This window comes from Pelosinus fermentans JBW45, assembly GCF_000271665.2.
Classification (GTDB): Bacteria; Bacillota; Negativicutes; order DSM-13327; family DSM-13327; genus Pelosinus; species Pelosinus baikalensis.
This window is the reverse complement of the sequence record NZ_CP010978.1, coordinates 408,371-435,322: the sequence shown is the minus strand read 5'-3', so window position 1 is coordinate 435,322 and position 26,952 is coordinate 408,371. Positions and strand designations below refer to the sequence as shown.

Annotated in this window: 18 protein-coding genes; 3 read left to right on the top strand and 15 right to left on the bottom strand. The window is 37.5% G+C overall.

Going from position 1 to position 26,952, the window contains the following annotated elements; all coding sequences use genetic code 11:
- Window positions 1-4 precede the first annotated feature (4 nt).
- The 11 genes from JBW_RS01640 to JBW_RS01585 all read right to left on the bottom strand — a co-directional run bounded on the left by JBW_RS01640 (window position 5) and on the right by JBW_RS01585 (window position 21,203).
- Window positions 5-5,212, bottom strand: a complete 5,208-nt coding sequence (locus tag JBW_RS01640; RefSeq protein WP_007961384.1) for a DEAD/DEAH box helicase — start codon at window positions 5,210-5,212, stop codon at window positions 5-7.
- Window positions 5,205-6,224: a hypothetical protein gene (locus JBW_RS01635; protein WP_007961382.1), complete on the bottom strand. Its 1,020-nt coding sequence runs from the start codon at window positions 6,222-6,224 to the stop codon at window positions 5,205-5,207. The genes JBW_RS01640 and JBW_RS01635 overlap by 8 nt, the downstream gene beginning before the upstream one ends.
- Window positions 6,221-7,804, bottom strand: coding sequence for a hypothetical protein (locus tag JBW_RS01630; RefSeq protein ID WP_007961380.1), 1,584 nt, complete (start codon window positions 7,802-7,804; stop codon window positions 6,221-6,223). The genes JBW_RS01635 and JBW_RS01630 overlap by 4 nt, the downstream gene beginning before the upstream one ends.
- Window positions 7,801-9,234, bottom strand: coding sequence for a hypothetical protein (locus tag JBW_RS01625; protein ID WP_007961379.1), 1,434 nt, complete (start codon window positions 9,232-9,234; stop codon window positions 7,801-7,803). Before JBW_RS01625 ends, JBW_RS01630 begins: the two co-directional genes overlap by 4 nt.
- Window positions 9,235-9,856: 622 nt before the next feature.
- Window positions 9,857-12,811, bottom strand: a complete 2,955-nt coding sequence (locus JBW_RS01620; RefSeq protein ID WP_007961377.1) for a DEAD/DEAH box helicase — start codon at window positions 12,809-12,811, stop codon at window positions 9,857-9,859.
- Between the two features lie 618 nt (window positions 12,812-13,429).
- A complete protein-coding gene (locus tag JBW_RS01615; protein WP_007951797.1) occupies window positions 13,430-13,825 on the bottom strand; it encodes a hypothetical protein in 396 nt (131 codons plus the stop codon).
- Between the two features lie 355 nt (window positions 13,826-14,180).
- Entirely contained in the window at window positions 14,181-15,605 is a 1,425-nt protein-coding gene (locus JBW_RS01610; protein WP_007961376.1) for a YceG family protein, read from the bottom strand.
- Window positions 15,606-16,079: 474 nt separating this feature from the next.
- Window positions 16,080-16,931, bottom strand: coding sequence for an SDR family oxidoreductase (locus JBW_RS01605; RefSeq protein ID WP_007961375.1), 852 nt, complete (start codon window positions 16,929-16,931; stop codon window positions 16,080-16,082).
- Window positions 16,932-17,868: 937 nt separating this feature from the next.
- A complete protein-coding gene (locus tag JBW_RS01595) occupies window positions 17,869-18,822 on the bottom strand; it encodes a Bug family tripartite tricarboxylate transporter substrate binding protein (RefSeq protein WP_036682200.1) in 954 nt (317 codons plus the stop codon).
- 351 nt (window positions 18,823-19,173) lie between these two features.
- Window positions 19,174-20,121 (bottom strand): magnesium transporter CorA family protein, encoded by a 948-nt coding sequence (locus JBW_RS01590; protein WP_007961368.1) that lies wholly within the window; start codon window positions 20,119-20,121, stop codon window positions 19,174-19,176.
- Between the two features lie 746 nt (window positions 20,122-20,867).
- Entirely contained in the window at window positions 20,868-21,203 is a 336-nt protein-coding gene (locus JBW_RS01585; protein ID WP_007961364.1) for a winged helix-turn-helix transcriptional regulator, read from the bottom strand.
- A 151-nt stretch (window positions 21,204-21,354) separates the two neighbouring features.
- Between JBW_RS01585 and JBW_RS01580 the strand changes: the two genes are divergently transcribed.
- The gene (locus JBW_RS01580) at window positions 21,355-21,909 is read left to right on the top strand and encodes a flavodoxin family protein (RefSeq protein ID WP_007961362.1); all 555 of its coding nucleotides are present in this window, start codon (window positions 21,355-21,357) and stop codon (window positions 21,907-21,909) included.
- A gap of 579 nt (window positions 21,910-22,488) precedes the next feature.
- A complete protein-coding gene (locus JBW_RS01575) occupies window positions 22,489-23,265 on the top strand; it encodes a DUF6544 family protein (protein ID WP_007961360.1) in 777 nt (258 codons plus the stop codon).
- Window positions 23,266-23,728: 463 nt separating this feature from the next.
- Here JBW_RS01575 and JBW_RS01570 read toward each other — a convergent pair whose 3' ends face one another.
- The 4 genes from JBW_RS01570 to JBW_RS01555 form a co-directional block, all read right to left on the bottom strand.
- Window positions 23,729-24,349 (bottom strand): HXXEE domain-containing protein, encoded by a 621-nt coding sequence (locus JBW_RS01570; protein WP_007961358.1) that lies wholly within the window; start codon window positions 24,347-24,349, stop codon window positions 23,729-23,731.
- A 147-nt stretch (window positions 24,350-24,496) separates the two neighbouring features.
- Window positions 24,497-24,931 (bottom strand): MarR family winged helix-turn-helix transcriptional regulator, encoded by a 435-nt coding sequence (locus JBW_RS01565; RefSeq protein ID WP_007961357.1) that lies wholly within the window; start codon window positions 24,929-24,931, stop codon window positions 24,497-24,499.
- Window positions 24,932-25,230: 299 nt separating this feature from the next.
- Window positions 25,231-25,428 (bottom strand): hypothetical protein, encoded by a 198-nt coding sequence (locus JBW_RS01560; RefSeq protein WP_235334115.1) that lies wholly within the window; start codon window positions 25,426-25,428, stop codon window positions 25,231-25,233.
- Window positions 25,429-25,585: 157 nt separating this feature from the next.
- On the bottom strand, window positions 25,586-25,888 hold the full coding sequence (locus tag JBW_RS01555) for a hypothetical protein (protein ID WP_007961353.1): 303 nt from the start codon (window positions 25,886-25,888) through the stop codon (window positions 25,586-25,588).
- Window positions 25,889-26,013: 125 nt separating this feature from the next.
- Here JBW_RS01555 and JBW_RS01550 point away from each other — a divergent pair, with 125 nt between their 5' ends.
- Window positions 26,014-26,928, top strand: coding sequence for an AraC family transcriptional regulator (locus tag JBW_RS01550; RefSeq protein ID WP_007951779.1), 915 nt, complete (start codon window positions 26,014-26,016; stop codon window positions 26,926-26,928).
- Window positions 26,929-26,952: the final 24 nt, after the last annotated feature.

The following is a 26,952-nucleotide window of genomic DNA, read 5'->3' as shown; positions in this document are numbered from 1 at the left end:
ATTTTTACCTCTTGCTTATTAAGTTTCTATATGTCATAAATGCGTTGGGCAACCAACACGACAAATCATAGGGATTTAGGAAAATCCTCGTACTTGTGTTTTCTGGTTTCTTTAGAATAGCAGGCATAACTTCAAATCCAATTTTAGAAGTAGGCTGGAGAGTCTCACTATCTTCTGAAATGAGTTTTTGCAATGGAGCAAGCAACGCTTGTTGCTCGCCTTTGTCGTATTCATCGGGTAACTGTCCAAACTGAACATAGTTGAGAAGCTGCAAACCTAAATGCCTGTCAAACAACTGATGATTCCTCTGGTTCCAAAAATTATCAAGGCAGTTTTTGCAGGTTCGTGAACACTCACACTCTGATAGAATTATTCTGGCGCGTTCAAGCACCTTATCAAGAATTGAGCCAATTAACGATGAATAACCCGCACCGCTGGTGAGATTATCATAGAAAAACATTTCTATGTGAGAATCACCGTCGATCGTAATCCTCGGGCGCCATCCTCCGCTTATCTCATTGTAATCTATATCTAGTACAAGCGAAACAGCTTTTTTAAGTGCTTCATGTAGCGTCGTCACCGCCGCCCGAAGAATACTCTTTTCTTCTGCATTTTTGTTCCCAACAAGTTTTGCAAAATCATAAGAGATATCTAGCATGAACATATCCGTCAAAAATTCATATCCTAAGCATATATTGGTAGATACCGTACCTTCATGACGGCATAAATAGTTATCGTGATAGGGTTGTGAAAATGAGAATCTTCCAGTGTTCTTATCATCTGCAACCTCGGCCCCTCCACACTTTTTGCAGACATTAAACCCGTTCTTACTTTTACCCATGTTAACGGTTAAAACTTTTTTATCAGATAGATTAGCATAACGGATATTACTATGACCAAATTGAACCATTTCTGTGTCTGCCGGAACATAAGAATAGTAGGGTGCTTCCGCATAGGTATACTGTTCATCCTCATCCTCAAATTTAACTTCATCCCCTCTAACAGAAGAAAATCCCCATGGGCGTAACATTTTTTTGTTTTCAATTGGGGCACTGCAATATGGGCACTGCATATTAGGAAATTCTTCTTGATCAATACCAAACCAGTTGCATTCAGAACAGATGTGAATGTCATTATGATAATCTTTGTTCTCAAAATAGTATTCGGCTTGGTTTTTCTCAAAACCTCTTGGTCGAGGATTAGCATAAATGCCACCGCTTTTATATATTTTTTTATCAATCGTAACGAACCTTCCTGGCGCATACTCACTGAGCGCTATGGCGATGTCTCTCTCGGGAGCATAATTGATATCACGAGGAGCATTCTTGCCCCGTTCAGATTCTTTCTCTACGAAAAACCTTACAACATTCTTTGGGAACGAATATGACGGTATAAAGCCTTCACGATAAAATACATCAAAAGCCGAGGTCTCTTTGTCATTGTTAATAAACTCATTGCGCTTACCTTCAACTAAAACGCTTTGGCATATTTCTCGAAATTGAAAAATAGTAACATCAGTTGATACATCTATGGATTTTGCATACGCAATAAAGTTTTCACCGAACTTTTCACAGAACGATATTATTCCAATGTCAGCAATACCGTCGAATTGCGTTTTCATATCTGGAGTCGACATGAAGCCGTTCAGCGCCAGCATATTTATGTGACGCTGCCTAATTTTGCGATTGTAACGGTTTATCCAAGGTTTACGCGGAGAGCCGGAAATCATTTCATCGGGATGCAAGAAGTAGTGGCTATCGTGCGTTCCTCCGGAAGCATATGTAACGATAGTAGAGATGCCGGCATTTTTACGCCCCGCACGCCCTGCACGTTGTTGATAGTTTTCTCTCATGGGAGGTATGTTACGAAGTCCGACGGCGGTTAGTGAACCAATATCAATACCGACCTCCATAGTTGTTGTACAACTCAATACATCGATAGATTCCTCGCCGTTCTCGCCTGCATTAATATCTTGGAAACGCATTTCATATTTTTCTGTGCGGCTCCAAGTATCGCTTCTGGTTTCTTTATGGGATAATTGTGCGGTATGTTCCTCTGTGTCAATCGTATGGATAGTTTCGAGTTTGTTCAAAGCATTGAGAACTGGTATCCGCCAAAATTCAAAGCGCGACAAATCCGATTCATCAATAAGCACCAACTCCGTTGAATCAAAGCAAACACCGCAATAATCCCCTATTTTATATGGAGATAATTTCCCGCATTTAACACAGCGATACCATGTGAAATCTTTATCTGCAAACTCGATTTTCACTGAGGATAATTTGATATAATAACGGTTATTTGATGAGGAAGCAAAAAACAAGTCGCGCACTCTATCTACGATTTTTGCAATAGAAATACTATCAAGCTTTAGTAGTTCTTGGATTCGCTGGATAAAACCTTTGTCCAATTCGTTTGAAAAATTGAAGTTCAACCCAAACGCCTGGCTCTTGCTTCGTCCAGGTAAACCTTTTCGAATATCATCTTGAATCGTTTCCCCAAGTGCAGCGCTTTCATCCATAACATCCCAGAATAATAGCACAAGCAATTGATAAATAATATCTTTATCAACGATTAATCCGTCATCCTCTAAATCATATACGCAATCGTCAAGAGCAGAAGATACAGGAGCTAAAAAACCAATACCGATATCTTTAAATGAACGAGGGCTTTCTGTAAAGAAAGTTAGCAACTGCTCGTAGTAGTCATCCGGCAGAGGTTGATACTCCGCAGCTATTTCCGTATAGTCAATGGTTCTTCCGCGTCGTTCAGTTGTACCTTTTTTATACTTAAACAAACGCTTGTCGTTTTCAAACTTCACTTTGCTTCTTCCACTGAAAAAAGCAAGGTTGTTTTGTATGCAAACATCCAAAAATGCCGAATATAAATCGAATAAAGAATGTTCTTTACCGTCAACCTGCAAAAGAAGCGACGCAAGCATAACTGCCTGTCGAAACGCATCTGCATCAGATGATTTTGACAAATCCAATGCAAGTTTTGCAGCGTTCTGACGAGAATCCGAGAATAGTAAGACCTTTTTTCCTTGATTAATCAGTTCCGACTTGGCGGGTTGCAATTCAAACTGCGCCTTTGTAAGGTTATAGAATGGGATGTTGCCCTTGGTGGCTAAGTCAACCGGTTTTTTAAGCGGCATAGGTTTCTTACACTTTGGGCAAACACTAAAAGTATATGATTGTTTCTTACCATCGAATTTATCATTGTATATAACGGTTAACAAACTTTCATCGTTTTGAGGTGACGTATACAGTTTGCCTGTTAAGGGGTCAAGCGCACCCATCTTGTCATTCTTCCCCTTTTGATAGTTATTGGGAACAACATAGAGAAGCATTTCTTTGAGCGAATTAGCGTCACCGTTCAAGCCACGTTCAGGGAAGACATACCAATATGGTTGTCCATCGTTTTTTTGAAGATAAACTTTTAGATATAATGCCCCACATTTTATATGATTAACAAGTTCATAAATCCTGCCGCCGCACTCACATTTATATTTTGGGATAGAGATGACCTTACCCAATGGAAGCTTTTCGCTTTCGGAATACTTCCCGCAGGTGCATTTCGGATTAGAGCACGCGTAAAGACCTTGCAACCCACGCAAAAACATATGAAGGCGCACTGGGAATAGGATGTTTCCGTTCTTTGCGGCAAGAGAAACCAATGCCAATAAAGCATCAAGGGCTTTTTCAGCATTCACACTGTCTCCAAATAGTGTTTCCTTAATCTCGCTATATGATTTTGCGCCATCACGGCATAGTTTATTCAGCAAAACAAACGCTTGATATTTCGGAAGATTATCGTAGAGCCATTCTTGAGCTTCACTCTGACTAATGTCGTTCGGCAAGCTGCAATGAAAAACAGCTTTAGCAAAATCTTTGATTCGAACAGCGATCCCCTCACCTTGCACTTGGTCAGAACCAATCGATGCCAATGCATCAATATCCGTGTTCACCTCCAATTCATCTGGGACAGCCTCCTTTGCACCGAATAAGAACTCACAAGAAGTCGGTTCTTTCCCCGTGAGACCAGAGTAAAAAGCATCTATCGCTTTTTGCTCATTTAATGGCATACTTGCGGTTGTAAGAATAAACTGAACTCTATCGATTGTAATACCCACACGATAGAACAGTCGCTCCAATAACAGCGCAATTTCTCCACCAGCTGAGCCGCGGTACATATGCGCTTCATCTAAAACAATGAGAAGTTTATTGTCGTTGGATTCATCAAGCCATTGCTTTGTTTTATCCCATATGTTTGCTTCGCGTTGGCGCATAAGCATATACTCCAGCATGGAGTAGTTTGTAATCAGAATATCCGGCGGACATTCCTGCATCTCGAATCGAGTTATGAGTTCAGCATCATACGGAGTTGGCTTGTGGATGTTCTTTTCCAAATTTTCAATAAAAACTTGGAGTCCGTTTTCGCCGAATCTGGCCGGGTATTTGTTGATACTCTTGAGCCCGTTTACATTGTTGGTTTGTCGCCGTTTGGTTTCTGAATCAGCGGTTTCATCTATTAAATAATTTTCGCGGAATGTATTCGCCAATTCACGGCTGCTTGCTGGTTTTGCATCACCAGAATAAGGTGTTCTTCCAGTATACATTCCGAAATGCGGAATACGCGTAGCGTGTGTATCTGTCGTGAAAATTTCTCGGAACTTATCGTTTCCAATAATCTTCCTGAATCTGGCGAGTTGGTCAGACACGAGGGCGTTCATTGGATAAATGATTAGGGTACGCACTGCCTCGTTTTTGAATCCAGCAGGACGGTTTTTGGCCTCATCAAAACACTTGGCTATAATCGGCCAGAGAAAGCATTCTGTTTTACCAGAACCCGTACCAGTGGAAACAAATAAATCTCTCCCAGACGAAAAATACTCCAGCGCTTTAACTTGGTGTTCAAATGGATCGGAAAATATGCCGAGGTTCTCCTTAACAAGCTTCAACAACGATTCTTTTACGCCCTGTTCGATATGCTGTGAGTTTTTAATTCCATTATGTACTTTTTTATACGACGCCGAAGTTTCGATATACGGCTCGCGGGCGATATTGGTATGCTCAGAGCAAAGCTCTCCCAGAAGGTCATCGACATAAAGGAGTAGGGTTTCACTATTGGCTAAGTAATCCGATTTTATGTAGTTTTTCAATCTATCACGGATTGCCTGATAGTATTGTTGAACTCCGTTTAAGTTACGCATTTGCATTTCCTCCTTTAACGTCAATTCCAATATTCTTTAAAGTAGCTATTATTTCTGCAACAAAGCAATTTTTGACTAAAAAGTTAACTTTGTCAAAAGCGTGATTTACTGGCCACGACAAAAGCAGCAAATAATAGTATTCTCGGTTTGGTAAATGTCCGTGAATTTTTATTTCAGAGTATTTAATATCCTTCTTTACAACTCTTGCAGTCAGGGGATTACCATAGTGCGCTTTGAGCGCATAATATAACCTCCTGTATTCATGCGATATTAAGCTATCATTTTGTGGTTCGATGGGTTCTTCAGCAAACAACAGTGTGGCATCAGATTCGCGCATCACTCTATAAAACGGGCCCATCTCACTTTTTCGGGCTACTGAGCAATCTGTCTCAATTTTCTTCGACCAAGATAATGAAGGGACATTGTTCGATAGCGGATTGAAAAATTCTAGTTCGTCAATGTTTATGTCTCTTTCATAGAAATCTATAACATCAAATCGTGATTGAAAGTATTCTTCGCATGTTAAGGTATCTCTGATTAAAAACTCTTGTGCTGTAAACTTATATAATGTGGGAGTTGAAAATACGCCAAACCCATTCATGGTAAAAGCCATATTGAGAACGCCAAAAAACAAAGAAGTATTTCCAATTGTAATGCTTCGCTCGAAATTGGCTAATTGATTCCGATTGTTATCGTCAGTTAAAAGATAACCCGTTTCTTCGTATACCCGCCGTATATGAACAGGCAGGCTCGCCTGCTGATTATTGGCATCGATGAATCTGTTAGCAACGCGAGGAAACAGTTCTGAATAGCGCTGTAGCAATTCGTTCAACACGATTGTCTGATTGTGTTTGGTTGTTCCCGCAATTCCTCCTGACAAATTTTGAGCTGTTCGAAGGCACCACTGTCCTAACGCCGAATAGCAAAGTCTGAAGATGAATGAGTCATCAGATTCGCTCTGATAACGGCTAATGTCCATGTCAGTTGACATAGCAATTAAGAAATCATTCATAGCGCGAACCACTCCTTAAGCAGTTTTTTGCATGGGCATCTTCCATCATCTCCGGCATATTTGAGTAATCGCTCGGATGTATTATATGGGGCAATTTGCAATACGTCCGCACAGTATGGTAAAACATCAAATACCAGTAATTGGCATAAATCTTGTTCGTTAAATACTGTGGTGCACTTTTTCTCAATCAGACTTTGAGGGAAGCCTAATTCTCGCAACACTTCTCTTAATAAATTAGAATACCGGTTTTCTACACCCGCCCACTGAGGATCAAAATCGACTTCCACTATTGTTGACGGGTCTTCAGTTAAATGTGCGTTGGCGGTTAACGCCTTGATTCGGTTGACATTGAGATAATGGCAGTACCGCAAAAACTCCTTTGATATGTAATTGATTGTTCTATCATAAGCAACGGTCAAGAAGATGATTTTATCTCTGTATTTTTCAAACAAAGGCAGCAATTCTGTTTCGTTAAAATTCCCGAGAAAGTTATCCAAACACACAATACGTGCGCCCAATGATAAGAAATGGCTGACTTCTTCAGTCGAGATATCCTTGTTAAAAATAAGTGTTTTAATCGTTGGTTGTCCGATTAGCGTGTTTGCAACACATTTCATAATATTGTTGCCTGTTGAGCGATTAACAAGTATGGGAATACCCTGAAAGAGGATTTTACTTAAATGCTCTTTCAATAGAGTACAATATGCGTCATTAGGCACACCGATATCTTTAAGATTGTAACCCAGATAGTCTTTGAACTCATCAATATCGCTAGGGCATTTTGATGCCTTTATTGATTGCTGTTCATTCCACTTGACAGTTTGTTGTCTTTCCAACTCTTCCCGTATTTGTTCTTCGAGTTGGCTACTGCTGACTTTGCTTTCGTCCAACTCTATTTTTAGCCCCTTAATTGCTTCCTCATAAGCTATAATTTGATTTTCGAGAGAATCAATTTTTTGTTTATCCCTCGAAGCGGCAATCCTGAGTTCTTCAATGTCAATAAGTTTGATTTTGAAAGCGTCAATCTCCGACAACCGCTTATTTAACTTAGCTTTGGTTCTATCCAAATCTAAGTTTATAGAATCAAATTCAGTATGGAGATTCCTAATATCCGAATCTCTGGCTTTCAATTCTTTGCTTAATCTGTCTTGTTCGTCAGTCGCTTCTTTAATAGATTTTATAGCTGCACCCATTAGCGCAATGTATTCTTCAGAATATTCTTCATTGATAAGTTTAAAGTACAGACCAACGTTCTCAGTGAAAAAACAGAACGGTAATGTGTTTAAGAAAGCAACATCTTTGCTTTCACCAGTTTCAATTCTGTTATTGTAGTGTTTTTTTATCTGAGAAAGCCAATCACTAATATGTTTCTCAATGAAATATGAAATAAAGCGTTTGCTGCTAAAATCGAAAAGCAGTTTTCTTGCCGTAGCTTCTGAAATCTTATTACCTCGAAATCCCGGATGAATTTTTGCAAACTCCTCTGGATTTTTTGAAAAATAATCTTTCGTGTGCTGATAAGGCACAACTAAACAAATATAGCGCACTTCATCTTCGGTTAGTTGAGAAAGATACTTCATAACAGCCCCTCCACGATAAATTGTTTTGCGACCGAATTAATAGAACCCGAAACGCTACATTTATCAATGTATTGAGAAGTAGTATTGCTCAGTTCCAGCGACATAAACTGATTAAATTCAAGTGTTTCCGTTCGCTTGCAGTGCATGAGAATATCGTCAAGCAATTTTTCATTAACCAATTCCTTTTGACGACACGGATAAATAATTTGGGTAAGATAGTTGTGCTCATACTGTTTAATCACACTTTCCGGTGTCAAGTAAACAACCTGTCCAGTTTTCAAAGGACTAACTCCTGAATGGTTGAAAAGAAACCATGTGCCATAATTAGGAATAGAGAAACTAACTGCTGCAAATTCAAATAGAGTAATCAGGTTATAAGCGTCAATAGGCGATTTGAACTTATCAATAACAATCTCAGCATTTTTCTTAAATATTTTTGTTTTTTGTTTAACCAATACTCTAGAAATACCATGATTGACTCGCAAAATATCCGTCGAATGAACATTAATGTTCCCATGCGCTTGCAACTCGAAACTCGTAAATACAAAAGCTTCATTTGAAGTTACAACACTAACATCATCAATCACTGGCGCAGGGGGCCATAGTAGTGTGAGCATTTCAGATTCCTCTAATATGTAACCCCAAGTTTTCAACAGCTCGTCTATATCCGCTGTTTTTTTCTGTATTGATAAAGTCATACCTAAGAAATTTAATCCCATCGTCTCGAAACGAAACGTCTCGTTTACCTGTATTGCATCAGGAAAGCGAATACCTTGTGGAGTTGAATATTTGCTCTGGAATACAACGAAATACTGAACATTAGTAAACAAAACTGTACCGCGTACTAATTTAGCTTTGAAATCACTATCGTTACCTTGTAACTTGAAAAAGCTAGGCGTATTCCCAGATTTCAAAAAATCGTATTTCCGTCTTGTGTCAGTAAGAGTATTGGATAAATAATAGCAAAATGAGAAGTTGTACAAGGAAATCGGTGTAGGAGCATCGGGCGCAAAATGAATGTTATTGATTGGCAAAATATAGAACGGAGGCCCTGAAGCGTTCATTCTAATCTCGAAATCAACATTTTCCTGCCCGTAGTACTGAATTTCATCTGCGCTGAAGCGAAGTTCTAAATAAAACTTTTTGTTGTTATTTTCAAAATGGAATTCTACTCTTTCACGATTGCTTTTTCTTGAACGAGAATCTATACTTATCGCGCCATACTGCCCAAGATAGTTCTCACATGCGACATCATTATTTCCGCTAAGATGCCTGAAATGAGGGACCATGTTGGTGCTGTAGCGAGCGGCAACATACACCTCTTCTCCACAATTGGCACATTCGTAACGATACGGCTCACACCCGCCACTTTTGGCAGCTAAAACCGCAGCTACCTCAGATTGAAGAATAGTATCATACGCCTTTCTCATTTCTTTGAAGCTCTCCTATCGTCGAATATTTATGAAGCAAAATGACGGTTCGAAACCACTAAAAGTATTACATTTAAAATTACAAACAAAATTCAGGGGTACTGAATGTATAAGCATACGAAAAAAAATTCTTACAGCGCATTTTAGCGCCATTGCAATCTTTTACTTTTAGTATAATTTTTGAAATATAGACTTTTTCAGTGGTTTCAGACGTTTCCACCCCTTCCGAATTTCTTATTCCTATTATTAAAGGTAAGGGACACGGAGAGAGGTTCCTCGTCCCACTAAATTCTGTCTAAACAAACAGGTTACTTGTAATTTTTAAGTGTTTCCCTTACTTATAAAAATTCATGAAATGGAATTTCAGGACGTTTACCACAGAATGGACAACTTACATCTCTATAACTATGACCTGACCATTCATTACAATTGGGACAGAAATTACAATCGTATTTATCAAAGTATACTAAAGGACACTTACACGCTTCGCATTTCTCTTTTAAAATAATTCCGCCAATTCTCCACTTCCCACACAATATTACTTCTCTCTTTTTTCTACTCTCCCAAGTTTTCATTTAGTCACCGTTGGTCTACCAACAAAAATAGGTAAAAACAAAGCTACTCATATTCCCCCTGCACCAACACGCCTTTTAAGCAAACCGCTTGCGCTGTCCCTGTCATCTTTTAAGCAGTTAATATCCCCAAATACAAAAAAGTGATCTTTGGCGCGGGAAACCGCCACATTCATGAGACTTTCATTGGCATCAATAAAAAAGCATCCATCCTGATTTCCGTATACCGTTGATAAAATGACAATTCTCCGGTCCGCTCCCTGGAAGGTATGTATCGTTCCTACGCTAATCAAAGAAGCATATTGGGGTATTTGCTTTTTCAATTCTGCTTTTATGCAACTTACCTGGGCTTTAAAAGGAGTGATAATGCCGATCAGATTTTCCTTTTTTTCTTCTTTTCCCTGATAGGCCGCCTCAATAAAGGTAAAGTTGCTTTTCACCCATGCCGCGATTTGCTCCGCTTCCAGCCGGTTCAGCCGGCTGCTGCCTTTTTTCGTTGAGTGCTCTGATTGAATTTGCTTGCATCCCATATGCGGCCATTGCTTTATTGCAAGTTTCTTGTCCTGTTTTCCCGGTCCTCGCAGTGGTTGAAGATTTCCACCATAAATTAATACATTGCAATACTCTATGATTTCATCATAACAACGGCGATGTTCGCTTAAAAACAAGCCTTTACTGCCAAACTTCTCATACTTGCAAGATTTAGCTGCCACTTTCATTACACTGGAGCGCGAACTGTTTAATCCATTTTGCTCCATCTGCGCAAAATCATCCAACGACTCTATTACGCCGTTTGACAGTGCCAGTGCTTTATCCAGTGCCCGATTTACACTCCAGACCGGTTCAATCTGATACATATCCCCAACGACAATCGCCTTTTTTGCGAGCGAAAATGCTCCGGCAGCAATTTCCGGCGAAACTTGTCCTGCTTCATCAACAATGAGCAGGTCAATATAATTGTAAAGGAAAAACTTTTTCTGATCTCCAAAGGCTAAAAACTGTTTGGGCAGCATGAAAAAGGTCATAACCAGGCAGGGTGTCAACATGCTCAGACGGTTATAGAACATATCCAGCACATTTTTGAAATTCCTGCCTTTCTGCTTCTCTGATACTGTGTCTTCGCCATTTGCCCACCGACATTCGAAATAATGAACGGCCAGCCAGAATTCTACATACCTAATCTTTTTATCAAGCAAATCGTTGATAAAATCTAAGTCCAGTTTATACTTCTCATCATCTTCTTTATGCAGAATAATATGGTGCTGCTTCCATTCATCCACCAAGTCGTCGTATCGCTTTTTGATTTCTTGCAGTGCATCTCTTTTCTTTTTGAGTTGGGAAAGCGCAGCATTCTGTTCCGTATAGCGATGGCTGTATTTATCTTTAATTTCAGTTAGACTCATGTATTCATTAATAAAACCTTGTTCTTCCTCATTAATAAACAAACGAAACTCTGTTTGTATTCTGCGGGAAAAACTACCGATGAATCTCAGCAGTCTATAGAACAAAGGAATCCTCTGGTAACAAACTTCCCATTCATGGACCCGCTGGCGAAGCCTAGAAATCATCGCCTCTTTGTCTGCAATTTGCCCGTCTAATGTATCAATGTGAGCTTCTAGGGATTGCCCGTTCAAATCATATCCGTTAAGCTCCTGAACGAGTGACAGCAAGGTATTCTTACTCTTTTCCACATATAGCAGTTCTTCATGCAGCTTGTTCTGACAAGCTATAACGTCTTGATAGTCGGTTTCAAAGTACGCATTGCAGCTTTGAATTAATTTACTCTTGGACTTTTCCAAGTTTTCTTCTGTATCCACATTGGAAACAAAAAACTCCCCTTTTTGATTTGTATACTGATATCCTTTTTCCAGCGCTTCTTTCTCTTTTGACCCTGACGGGAAATAAGCAGCGAAACTGTTGACTCCCTCGATCCATCTTTCTTCTAAATTAGCGATCCCTGCTGTCTCTATCTTCCCGAAAGAATCAATAATATTGGTGACTGCCTGATTATTCGTTGAAGAAGCCACGATCAGCGGTGCTTTTTCTTGGTTTATAGCCCGTTTAACATACATATCAGCAACGATTGACTGAAGCAGAGTCGTTTTTCCCGTTCCTGGCGGCCCGTTTACAGCCAGAATTTCTCCATCCTTCATCGCATTGAAATGGTTCATCACTTCCCGCTGCGACGGCGACAAAGGGTATCCACCTCCCATTTGTCCACTATGTACTTGCATTGTGTTTACATCATTTTTGACAAGCGGTACGGTTGTTTCTTGATTCATGGACACAAAATTCTCATACAGCGCTACCGTTTGATCGTTATTCTGTAGATGGTTGTATAAATTGAGTATATGGTAAGTGGACATTACGGTATTATCCCGGAAAACATACATATGATCTTCTAACTCGAATTGAGCCTCCTGCTTATCCATGTTGCGAATGGTCGTTTGCTCAAACTTCGATTCGCTTACGGCTTCATAATATTCTTGGAAAAAAGCAGCATAATCAGACCACGAGGCTATTCTTTCCACTTGGTCTACGTGGTCGCTCACAAACGTATCTACCGTATCCTCATAACCAATAGCCAGCTTAGGATCGACCATAGGCTGCAGATATTCTCTGGGAAACCAGGGAAGTTTCTTATCTCCGTCATTAAAGGCCAACTTGCCTGTTCTACTAAGAATGGCAGGGATATAAAACACTCCTGTTAATTCTTCGATTTCATCTTGTATCTTTGCGTTTGCACTATATTGGGTTTTTATTGCCTTGGCACAAATAATGACATGAAGGTCAGTTTTTTTACTCGTTTCATTTTCACCGTCGTCAGCGTCTTTATTAGAATCGGCAAAAATGGCTTCACAAGTCGCTAGATTTATTTGTCCCCGCAGAACTTCTTGCGGGATAATAATCTGGTAATCATCTTTCTTAAAATCAATACCCATATTTGACTGAGCGGCCACAGCACTTCGGAAGTACTTTGTGATTTCTTTTGTTCTACTACTCATCCCATTCTCCTTACATAATAACAATGAAAGTTTATAACCTACCAAGATTTTTATAAAATCAATAACAATTTCTTTAATTTTCCCATGAATATATTACCAATTCTCTAGTGCAGGACTAGAGTCCTGCATGTTTCGCCCTGAATTAACCAAAACTTACAAAAAATTCATCGTAAGTCAATTATGCAAAAAGAGAAATAACCTAACATAAAACCAAGCAATCAAACCAGGATATGATTTGATTGCTTGGTTTTTTATTGATTGGGATGTAGGGATAGGTTCCTTGTCCCATTTAAAATCGATAATTGTGTTTCTATCACTCATATCAAATAAAAGCTGACCATAAATTTACGAACTAATTTATTATGGTAGCTTCTCTTTATAACTGTTAAATTCTACTTTTGTTACACACTCTTCATTAGGACGTTGCAATGGCGAAAAGTCTTTATTAACTTACCAATCAAACGATCAATCGCCTGACATAGGTCTGTTTCAGTTTTTATATCAATTCTTCTATTTTTTCTTCAAAAGATAAGACAAGGGGACGGTGGGTATGTCTTACTAAAAGTCAAAAGACAATTCCATTCGGACACTTCCTCCGTCCCCCTGTCCTATATTTATCTATGCCGTTACTGATAACGCAGGAATTAAATATAATAACGCTCCTATTACCAAAATGACCACTAATACTGGATTAGCTGGTGTTCCTTTTTTAAAGGTAAATTCCCCGCCTAGTCTGATCAACCAAAATAACGATACACCTAATAAGACAGTTTTACCTAGCCCACTACTCAACAGTTCCCGTGTGTGAAAAATGCTGATATATGAGATTAAAAAGAAGAATACGATGACAGCAACATTCAACAACTGAATGACTGCCATATTTATACTGGACATCTTTGGTAATTCTTCTTTCCAGTTAAATTTATCCATACGCCAGAACATGATATGAAAAACAGCCAGTAATATATTATAGATTCCTCCGGCAATTAAAATGCCAACTACATATTCCCCCATGTTTTTCCTCCTTATATTTATTTAATCCTATACCTAGATGGGACACGGGGACAGGTTCCTTGTCCCACTAAATGTAAACTTGAACCTGTCTTTAGAAGTGTCAGGGGGACGGGGTTATTGACACCAACCATCAACCGTTACATTGTCGACTACTCCGTCCCTGGAGTGCCAAGGGGACAGGTTCATTGACAGAAGTAAATAAAAAATAAAATGTAGGTAATAAAGGCACCTATGTCGAAGGACCTGTCCCTTTAACATTAGAGCGTCCCCATCGTCCCAACATCATCATCATCGCTTTTGAAGCCAGACTGTAATTACTTTGCGGTTATGGAGTGCCGAATTACAGAATAATTCCTTATGTTTTTCTACGTCTATTAAAACTAGAAATGAGCAGTAATTTAGTAATTTCAATGCTAGGAATTGCCAAATTCAAGTTCTGTCCTTTAGTGTATCCACCAGTAGTTATACCTACTAATGACCCATATCTATCGAGTAATGCACCACCTGAACTACCAGGAGAAATAGGGGCAGTGATTTGAATAAAATTTTGATCATCAAAACTTCGGAAACCTGCAATTATACCATCGGAAATCGTATTCATGAGCCCAAGCGGACTACCAATCGCTACAATTTGTTGACCTCGTTTTAAACTATCGCTACTTTTAATAGGTATTGGTCGTGTTTTGCAATCGATTTGCAATAAGGCAAGGTCTTTTTGTTCATTGTTAGATATCATTGTATGTGTGATATACTCCGATTTATTATTTTCAAACAGGATTCCAAAGAAACTCCCATCCTTAATTACATGATAATTTGTCACAATGGTTCCATCTTCATCAATGACTACGCCAGAGCCACTGCCACAATGTACGTGGTCATCATCGTAAACATTAACCATTACGATTGAATCAGACAATTTAGCCAATTCTTCATAGCTTTTTTCCATATGCTTCGTATGTGTTATAGGTGCAGGATCCGGCGAAATAGTCTGTGATATGTGTTTCGCAGGGAATTCTCTTACAACCTTACTTTCTTTTGATTTTGGGAAGTCACAAATTTCAATTCTCATGTCATGTTCTATTAATTTTACATATGTATTGCGTAGGTCTATCCTATTAAATTCCTTATCATTTGTAGCGTTTATATATAAGGCATCACAACCTAGCATTGATAAGAATATAAAAAAATAAGCCTCATTCCGTCTTATTGCTCCCCAAAAAATGAACTTAGGTATAGAATTACTCTTCATCTCTCCAGAAAATAAACTACTCAAATAAGAGTTTACCCACAAAATTAATGACAATCCATAATTTCTTCTTATTGACTGGTTCTTGCTTTTTTCAATATCATCAAATAACTCTAGTATTTTGGACAACGATCGTTTAATTGTCCAATTGACAGTGGTATTACTGATCTTAGTATCCCAAACAATACGATATAATTCTATATAGCTCCGTTTGCTATCATTTTCCCATTTCTCAAATTGATCCCAAATCGCTACTGCCTTTTCAATTTCTTCATTGGAATGGGAGTTAGTCAAACCTTGTTTTATGATAAGATATGGCTCAGAAGTTTTTTTCAAATTACATTCTAAGTTCCTTAATTCTTCCAAGTAATTTGTTACATTGTCACAAATTCCAATATATCGATAACAATAGATTGGGACAATGTGCCCTTTATTAAACTTTTTAATTCGCTCATTTCGTGGTTTTAATATATCTTGCAAAGGATTCTGACTGTCTAATAAGGAAATATCCTTTGCTTTTTCAGTAATGATCAAAATTCTACCCCCAGTTTCATCACTCGATAAGCTCTCCCTTCAGCATTGTTACAGCCTTACCCCCAATTCGAACTCGGTCCCCTGCCGCAAGCAACGAGTGTCAAGGGGACAGGTTAGTGACAGAAGTAAAAAAGATAAAATGTATAGGTATTAGGACAAGGGGACAGGTTCCCTGACCACTATTTTCGAACGACTAGGGACGGTAATTTCGTCTTGTTGCTTTTCTCTAAGACAATAACTCCGCCTCCTAAACCTTGCCATCGACTTTTTTATATTAAATTTACATTTTCTCATAAAAGCTCAAAACTCCTGCCGAATTCATATAAAATCTGGCAGGAGTTTCCTTTTTAGTGGTTATAGTGTATTTAACATTATTACCATCATTCTTTGTTAACGAATTGTCAAAGTTTCATACGACAAGGGGAATGTGTTGCATTTTATTTTTAACAGTCCCATTATAAACAAGTTACCAGGCTAAATATTTTTATTAGACTCAAAATACTCTTTTAATGTATGACTTCCATTTTTAGGTGCTACCATATCCATACATGCGACAGTCAGAAAGAATTCAATCGGCCCATATACCTGGCTCTTGGTAATTCGCCTCATTAACTTTAGTGTTATTTTTATCATCCATTCAGGTATATAAGTAATTGTTTTTTTATTTCCAGAAACACAAAACGCAATATCGGCAACATCTCTTTGAGTAAGTATTTCAGGTCCTCCGACCTCAATTTCTTTCTCATGTTTTTCTATAGCATCTACGCAAACTTTAGCTAAATCTTCACCATGGATTGGATTTGCTTTCATAGTACCATCTCCAAGTAAATACACTCTACCTCTTTTAGCCATTTTGTAAAATTCAATCATATCGGAAAAAAAACCGTTTGGTCTTATAATGCAGTAATCCAATCCCGAATTTACCAGCTCATTAACAAATTTTTCTTTGGCTTCACATATTTTTAAATTTTTCAATGTGTCACCATTCAGAACCGAAACATATATAAACTTTTTAACATTACTTCTTCTTGCTTCATTCAACAAATTAATGTTTGCTTGATAATCTACATCCATATATGTAAGATTATCTTTTTGTCTGGTAATTCCTACAGTTGATATCACAACATCAATATCTGTGCAACAATTTTTCAGAGTAGACGGCTTTGTGACTTCGGCTTCCAAAAATTCATCAAATGTATTTCCTTTTCCCTCTAATTTATTTATGTTCCTTATAACAAGTCTAGTAAAATAGTTTCTTTTCATAAGTTCTTGTGCTATGTAGCCACCTAAATAGCCTGTAGCTCCCGCCAATAAAACTTTTACCATAATAGTTTTCCCCTCTCGATTATACCCTTGTCACTTCAGGACAAGGGTATAGGGACAAGTGGACAGGTTCCCTGTCCCACTATTTTCAAACAACTCCGACGATGATTTCGTCTTGTTACCTTTTCCTAAGACACTACCTCCGCCACTTCGCCCTCATCACCTTGCCATCGACTTTTTTATATTAAATTTGTATATTCTCATAAAAGCCCAAAACTCCTGCCGAATTCATATAAAATCTGGCAGGAGTTTCCCTTTTAGTGGTTATATTGTATTTATCATTATTTAGTCATAACTGCACAAATTACATTTCTATACTTCATATAAAATTGCCATATCAAGTATCTGAACTGACAAATCATTAACTACCTACGGATGAGTAGTTACTGAATAACCTTTTTCTACACCTTCAACCATGTTCGGCTTTAAGGTAAGACAAGGGGACGGTGGATATGTCTTACTAAAAGTCAAAAGACAATTCCATTCGGACACTTCCTCCGTCCCCCTATCCTATATCTATAACGAGTCAAGGGGCGGTTCTTTGGCTCACAATATTACTTTCCAAACGAGTGGATGCTACACGGGTACACGAGACCAGCTAACTAAAGTCAAGCCCCCACGTCAAAAAATATTCCCTTTTAAAAAGTACATATCAAATAAGCCTTTAGAAATAGCGAATATTTTTACCATATGGGACATGGGGACAGGTTCCTTTGTCCCATTTAAAACCGATAAATTCTCGATTGTCTTTTTATCGCTATGTCAACTAAAAGAGAAGCTGCCCATAAATTTACTAACTAATTTATTATGGTAGCTTCTCTTTTATAAATGCCAAATCCTGCTATATTTCTACATTATGATTAGCAGGAGGAAAGCAAGTTGTAAATACCGCCAAAAGAAACACCGCCTTACTATAGGTTGTAAGGCAGTGTCATTCCTTCTAATTTGAATTGTTTCTTTGTTCTTTAAATCTATCTAAAATACCAGTTTCTTTCACTATCTTAGATATTTTTTGACTATCATCCAGCCATTTCTTTTGAACCTCTTGAGGGGGTAAATAGTCGACTTGTAGTCCAATATTCTCTAACTTAATTTTAAATTCTGGATCAAGAATGATAGCTTTTAATCCATCAGCTAGCTTAGTCTTCACCTCAATAGGCATTTCCTTGGGAATTGCCACTCCCATCCAATTACTAAATACAATATCCAATCCTTGCTCTTTAAATGTTGGCGCATTTGCAAATATAGGATCAGTCAATCTTTGTTCATTTGGTACTGCAACCACTCTTAATGTGCCATTTTTTATATGATCTCTAATCGTTGCCGGACTAGTAAATGTAGCCTGAATATGTCCACCAAGCAACGCTGTCAACGCCTCTGATCCACCACGGAAAGGAACAGATTCAAGTGTGATACCTGCAGTATGAGCCAGCATTTCACTGAGTACATGAGCAACCGACCCCACACCACTGTTACCAATTTTTATTTGCCCTGGATGCTGCCGCGCATATCCAATCAAATCGTCGACATTTTTCCATGGCTGATTAGCTTGAACTACCATTACATATGGTGAAGAGGTAATTTGTACAATTGGCTCTAAGGCTGTTGGATAATTATATTTAGTCGAACCATACAACGATTGTAATATGAGATCCACTCCGCTAATCCCAATGGTGTAGCCATCAGGAGCAGCGCCAGCCAATTCGTTCCATCCGATGGTGCCTCCGCCACCAGGTTTATTGATAATAATTAAAGGCTGCCCTAAATTCGTAGATGCCGTCTTTTCCATCGCCCGTGCTAGCAAATCCATTCCTCCCCCGGCGCTAAAAGGAACAATTAAGGTAATTGGCTTCTCTGGATATTTGCTGGTTGTCATTACCGTTCGCTGCATCATGGTGCAACCTCCTATCGCGATTGAGATAAGTAACAAATATACTACCGCTAAAATAACTTTTTTTTGCTGCAAGATCATCTTCCTCCTTCTCGTATTGCACAATGAATTGTTATTAATTTACTTTAAATACAATTTACTACATTAATCATTAATGCTTCTCCAATAAATTCCAAATTCCTTCCTAGTACTTAGATATAAAAAAAGCTGCCTCACCCGAAGGCAAGACGGCTAACATACTAATCAATGGGACACGGGGACAGATTCCTTGTCCCAATTAAAACCGATACGTTCTAAATTATCTTTCTATCGATATGTTAACTAAAAAGAAACTATCCATCATAGTTATCTTAATTAAAATAAGCCCCTTCTCCAAAGTCCTAGAGTTACCATACCCGATGCAACAATACATAAAATAAGGATATACCAGAATCCATGCTGATTCTGAAAAGGCAGTTCTAGATTCATACCAAATATCCCTGAAATCATGGTGGGTATTGTCAAAATAATGGATACAGCAGTGAAGAGCTTCATAATTTGGTTAATATTATTTGAAATAATAGACGTAAAGGTTGACATCATACCTGTAAGAATGTGACTATACATTTCGACCATTTCCATAGCTTGTTTATTTTCGATAATTACATCTTCTAGTAACTCTTCGTCATCCTCGTACATCTTAATTAAAGGATTTAGCCGATTGTTATTACGCAAACGAAAAAGTTTGCTTAATACCATCCCATTGGATTTTAGTGACGCCCCAAAGAAAGTAAGACTTTTTTCTAGTTCTAGTAATTGATAAATTTCTTCGTTGCGCATAGAACGAAGTAAATCTTTTTCAATTTTTTCAGTCATGTTATTGATTTCTATTACAAACTTCAAATACAACGTAGCGGATTTATATAAAATTTGTAATAGAAAACGAGTTTTTTTATAGGTACTGAACAGTCTTGCATTTTCTGGGGTGAAATCTGATAAAATTTCATTGTTGCGTAAACAAACTGTAATTATATAGTTTGCTGTCAATATAATTCCCAGAGGTAGTGTATCGTAGCTATTTTGGCTGTGCATAAAGGGAATGTTAGTGATTATTAATATATAATTATCTTCAATTTCTAAACGGGGGCGCTCTTTATCGTCGAGGGCTGCCTTTAATAAGTCATGGGGTACATTGGCTGAAGCAGCAACTGCTTCAAGTTCTTCTTCTGTTGGATTTATTAGGCTGAGCCAAGCCCCTCTTTCTAAACTCAGTAATGACAAACCATTAAGCTGAGTGTCATTGCTCTTGTAAATTTTAAGCATAAAATTTATGCCCCCCCCCAAAAATGCCTAGCATCGTTCACACTATTAACATTTATTATGATTTGCAAAGTTAGGTATTTTATTATAAATTTTCTAGATGAGTAACTGAATGATTACAAACGGATGAAATATTGTGCCTCAAGCTTGTCAGATCCAATGATAGGAAGTTGTCCTCGCTTTTTTTTAGCGAACATTAACGGTACGTGAAACTGGACGGTATGGTTTCTTATCTAGGACACGGGGACAGGTTCCTTGGTTATTGACACTACCTTCAACCGATTCCATTGTCGAAACCCTCGCGATGTATTTTCCATCTAATATACCTAGCCTTCCATATTATTAAGCCATTGGCTCTGACTTAATAAAATGGTTGACTATATGTTATTAATAATATGAAATTAACAATAAATCTGTAGATAAAAATATCTAATCCTTCATGGGAGTCATACGTACCGCATATGTATTTTTAATCTACAAGTCATTTACAGAAACTGTATATTAAATGAGAGTAATAATAATAATAAGTACTCGTAATCTCTGTAGCAATTTAGAATGAATAACCATCAAATGAATAAACATGGCTTCTTAAAAAATCAACTCTATACTCATTACCTGTGATTGATGCAATACAATAATTAAAAATACAATGCTTATTTTGGATAAATATATAGTGGCAGGCAATCTCATATAAATGGTACAAGTGGTGTATTGTATAGATTTAAGTAACGAATAGACCTATTTTGTGTTTACTTACAGACTTTTTTTTCACAGTCTCGTTTATGCTTATAAACTTCCTCGCCCCATTCACCAAGATACTGTAAAACAATTATGAGTTTTTGACTAAGTTCTGATAATTCATATTCTACTCTTGGTGGAATTTCATTGTATTGATGACGAATAATAAGTTTGTCATCCTCAAGTTCCTTTAAGGTTTTTGAGAGCATCAGACTAGATATTCCCTCAACCTTCCGCTGCAATTCATTAAATCTAATAACTCCATTTTGGGATATGGTCCAGATGATTAATAGTTTCCATTTGCCATGTATAAATTTTAAAGCGTATCCTATGTAAGGGTTTTTCATAAAAGCAACCTCCATTACTTAAAATATAAATATTAGTAACTAAACATTTTTTGTGTACTTGTCTATTTATATGTTACTTAATATAATAAAGCGAGTCAATATACAATTAATTTAATTTAAGAAAATCTTGTATTTAAAAGGAGAGATATAAATGTCAAAAATAGTTATTTTCAAAGGTAGTCCAAAAAAAAATGGATATACTACAAAATTATTAGCAGAGGTTGCAAAAGGAGCACAATCTAAAGGTGCTGAAGTTATTGAATTTGATTTAAATGATTCTGGAATTCGTGGATGTCAAGGTTGCTTCTATTGTCGTACCCATGATGGTTGTGCTGTTAATGATTATCTTCAACCGATGTACGATGTCATTAAGGAAGCAGATGCCATTGTATTTGGTTCTCCAATCTATTATTACAATATTACAGGTCAAGCAAAGGTTTGGTTTGATCGTACATTCCCAATGCTTGGAAGTGATTATAAACCAAGACATCCAGGTAAAAAATTTATAACCATATTTGCTCAAGGACACCCAGATCCTAAAATAGGTGCAGAAGGCGTTAAATTTGCTAATAATATGTTAGAAGAATTAGGTTGGAAGTTAGAGGATAGCATTCATTATTGTGGAACTAGTCATAATCCTGATTTGGCAATTTTTGATGAGTTATCTTTAAGAGCATTTAAAGATGGGGAAAATTTAGTTGAATAAATTTTGAACACAATATTGCCTACTCAAGTCATGTGGAAAGTGTGATACTACTACATCGAATTGGGACACGAGACCAGCTAACTAAAGTCAAGCCCTCCCTAGATGGGACACGGGGGCAGGTTCCTTGTCCCATTTAAAACCGATAAGTTCTTAATTCTCTTTCTATCGCTATATCAACTAAAAGAGAAGCTGCCCATAAAGGACCTTCCTCCATCTCTATCTAAGTTCAGCGGATTTGAGTGCTTACGCACTCATCCGCTTTCGTGGCGCACTCCTGTCCCCGTGTTTCCTTCTGGATTGAAATAGGCTGCAAAAGAACCAACCCACATAAATGAGTTGGCTCCTCTTTCGCCGATTGCTTCTGCTGCATAGTACTGAATTTGCAGTTATGCAAGTTTAGCACATGCCAGAGAGACAGTCATGCTGACACGTTATTACTTAACAAATCTGCAAGGCAAATTAAAGGACTTTTCTTGATTTGAGGAATAATAAAGTGGTCAATACTACCACTATTATTTGCATGTTCATTGTGATTTATAGGGTCACCGCAAGTCTAATGTTGGGGGGGAGGACACACCTATGAAAAAAATATTTTTATCTAATGTGCAAACTGAGCTAGGTAAATGTAAAGCGAGCAATGAAGTCTTTACAGAAGAAGATATTTCTAATCTTCCTACACCAGTACAGCGATATTTTAGATATTGTGGCTACATAGGCAAGGAAAAGATGTCAAACGCTAAATTTATATGGAATGACGTCAACTTTAAATTGGCACGTAATAGACCGTGGACCAAAATGAGCGTCCAGCAATATAATTTTGCCTCTGAGCCAGGGAGAATCACTTACATGTATATAAAAATGTTTGGCTTAATTCCCATGGAGGCCAACGAAGCATATCTGAATGGGCAAGGCACAATGCTTGGGAAACTGCTGAAAAAAGTAACCATCTTTGATAATAAGGGATCGGAAACAAATGTATCTCAAGCCATAAATTACTTAGCTGAGTCTTTGTTTGTGCCTACCTGTGCTCTACAGCAAAATATCATATGGCAGGCTATAGACCAAAATCATGCCAAAGCAATCTATGAATACAAGGGCGTAAAAGTAGAGGGTGTATTTACCTTTAATGATAAGGGTGAGTACACAAATTTTGAGACAGATGATCGATATATGGATACTGGCAGCGGAACATTTTCAAAAAATAAATGGACGGCTGAAGTAAGTAATTATGTTGAAAAAAACGGTATCACAATACCATCGGATTTAAAAGCAATTTGGAACCTACCTACTGGAGATTACGAGTATTTTAATGGTACTTTAACGAACATTGTGTATAATAACACAACAGCCAATTAACTTATCAGCACCCTGTCCCCCTGTTTCCCAGTGGTCCCACTTAAAACCGATACGTTCTCAATTCTGTTTCTATCGCTCATGTCAACTAAAAGAGAAGCTGTCCATAAATTTACAAAGTAATTTATTAGGGGTAGCTTCTCTTTATAAATGCTAAATCCTTCTATATGAAACAGCGTACCATGTTTTGTTCTCGGCTTGTTGGAAAGGGATACTTGAAAATAAGGATAGCCGCTATTTTATACACTTAAAATACGCCATTGATTTTTGATTTCCTAATTCAACCTGACTGTATATTGTGGTTAACGTTGACCTTAATTCCTCAAGGGATTGGAAAGGCGGCGTAAACCAACCTTTTTTTGCTAAAAAAGAATTAACGATAAAGTCTGTACGCTTGCATTGCCCTTTAATATAAAAACGGGCACAAAAGATACCACCTTTTTTTAATTATTATACAGCTCTACCATCAACGATAAGGACCTAGTTGTTTTTGATTAAAACTGTAAATTGATTTCTCATTTTTCATCCACATATTACCTTTTACAATTAACACGTAAGTAGCTACAGCAAAATATGCAATTCCCAATATCCAATCGTACACAGTTACTAAATTATGCACCATAATATAGTTGATATACCGAGCCCCTATCGGAATATGCAGAAAAATAACAGCAAACAGACCAGGATTATAAATACCTTTTATTTTAAGATTAGCAAAAACCCCATGCCATACCAATTGAAAAAATCCCATAAATATTGGCGCTAATCCAATCCATATTTGATCTATAAAAAAGATGGGAAGCAAATAAAAACCATAGGCAATTAAAATATTAATAACCATCGCTGAATGGCTATTTAAAGGATACTTATCTGGATTTGCACTTTTGAATAAGACGATATTAAAAACACCGGGGAAATATCCTGGCCATCGATACTCCTCAAACTGATGAAAGAGAATTGCAACAAAACTCAGCCATAAAATCACTTGGATTTCTTGTATGTGTTGGTATCGAAAAAATAAACAAATGCATACTACTACCCCTACAATACCACCGATATCTTGCCAATAATTCCTTAAATAATTCATAACCTCACGCCTCTCTTATCAACTAATTTCCGTGTTACTCTCTCATAATCAATGGAGAATAAGTATAATATTTATATCAATTTTTCACATATAATTGTCAATGACAACTATATGTGAAAAATTAAAGTTAGTTGAATTCTTCTCTAACTATCGACTATGAGATAGGATATTCTCATACATTTTATACAATACAACCTTAAGCTTTCTTACTTCTTCCTCATCCATATTCTCAACTAACCACTCATTAATTTCATCAGCGATGGGAATAATCTCTTTTTTTATTTCCGCTCCCTGTTGTGTTAGATAAATTAATGACGAACGTTTATCAATCTTGCTTTCTTCCTTAAAAATAAGCTCATTTTCTGCTAATCGATCAATAAGTCTTGTTGTATATGGTTTATCTCTAAGTGATACTAAAGATAAATCAGTTGGTGAAATTCCTTCTTTTTCTGAAAGTTGAGCAAGTAAAACCCATTGCTCAAGAGTAATTCCATACCTTTTTAGTTTTTTTAGAAATATGTTTTTCATTCTAGAATATGTTCTACTAATAATAAAACTAATGGCATCATTTAGAATATACATTATTTTCTCCTTTATTTGATTGTCATTGACAATTAAATAATACATTAAATCAGTATAAAAGTCAATTTTCTTTTAAAGCCAAACTGTCTTTTCATATTATTTTGACCAAAATGAGGTTGTTTTGTGGCAAATTAGTTAGTGGGACACGGGGATGGGACATACCGGACATTACATGACTCCTCCTCTCCACATTAGACGCCAGATACCAGCATCCGACAGTGTTTACATTCTCATGCCAAACGGCTATGAGAAGCTCCTAACATTTATTGATATTGGACAGGGGTTCGATATGTACATCTTTAACGGACAAAAGAGGCAAGATTCGCAACAAGTTTTTCCTGCTTTTTTAGCTGCTCTCTTAAAGCTAATACTTCTTTTTGAAGTTCGCTGATTTCATCTTTTGTTCTATTTTCTTGCTCTACTCTCTTCTTTTCTTCCTGTTCGTCACAATTTTGACTTATTACCTCAACTATCAGAAATATTACGTCTGATATCAAAACTAGCGCCAACCCTAGTATAATCCATCTATTTACGTTCTCACAGTTCATATCGCACCTCAGACTCTAATCCTCTTAGTTAGTATATTCGACGACCTTTAGTCTGCTACCCATAATTAAAAATGGCACGATTAGGTTAAACCTACCTTTATATTTTTTAATATATTCTCCTTTTAGTACGCAGAGATAAATCAGTTTTCATCATATCACTTTCCATCATAAACTGAATCATCGCTTTCACATCTTGCGAGTTATTACATTCCAATTTCAACTCAGGAATATTTCCAGATAAATCCATCCAAGTCAAAAAATTTTGTACTAGTAAATTGAAGCGCAGATCCTTTGCCTGACCATTTGGAAGATAAAAAATAACCGGTGCAGCACAACGATTCACCATATCAAAAAATTGCTGAGTATGCTGAATATCAAAAAACGTCAGATAAGTTACCTCATTTTGCATATAAATCAACTCACTTTACAAAAGTGTTTTATTACTATAATTATATCGCCATTTATTACTTGCAACAATAACAGTAAGGACTTATACTGTAACAAAACCGCCACATCGATTAGGAGGCAGACAAAATGTCTAAACAATTGTGTAAGTTGATTCTTGACACAGACCGACGTGAATTGGAAGCACGAGGTACACCGATGTTCCCTTGTGGGGGCTATTTTTCTGATTTAAGCAATAATGTGACTGGTGATATTCCCTGGCATTGGCATGAAGAAATTGAAGTAGTGATAGTACGCAGTGGTGCCATGCACGTAAGTCTAAACGGAATGGATTTTACCTTGCAGAAAGGCGAAGGTGCTTTTATCAATTCCAATGTATTGCACTCAATGCAGATTATAGGTGATGCAGGCTGCACATTGAATTCACTTGTCTTTCATGCGAACCTGATATCGGGTACGACGGAAAGTGTTTTTGAGCAGCGTTATGTGCGCCCGTTGCTAGACTGCAATATATTGCCTGGTGTTCCATTCTATTGCGAAATTGAATGGCAGTGCCAAGCCGTGCAGTGTATTCGAGAAGCTACTGAAATTTACGACTTAGATAATTTTGGTTATGAGTTGCTTATGCGTGAAAAACTATCCCGTATGTGGTACTTAATTGTTAAAAATATGCAGTCACTTCTTGAACAGCAAAACCGGAGTGAAAGCCAGGACACAGTACGCATTAATGCAATGCTGGATTTTTTACATCAGCACTTTGCCGAACCGCTCGAGCTTCAGCAGATTGCTGCAGCAGCCAATATCAGCGAGCGAGAATGTCTGCGCTGCTTCCAAAAAACCATTCGAATGACACCCATACAGTATCTGCTTAAATACCGAGTGTCAGTGTCAGCACGATTGCTGACGGATACGGATGCCCCCATCACAGAAATTTGCAATCAGATTGGTTTTGACAGCCCCAGCTATTTTTCCAAGATTTTTAAACGGTTTATATGCTTCACGCCCATTGCTTACCGGAAACGACAAAGACAACGGTTATTTTAAATCGATAATTTCTTAATTATCTTG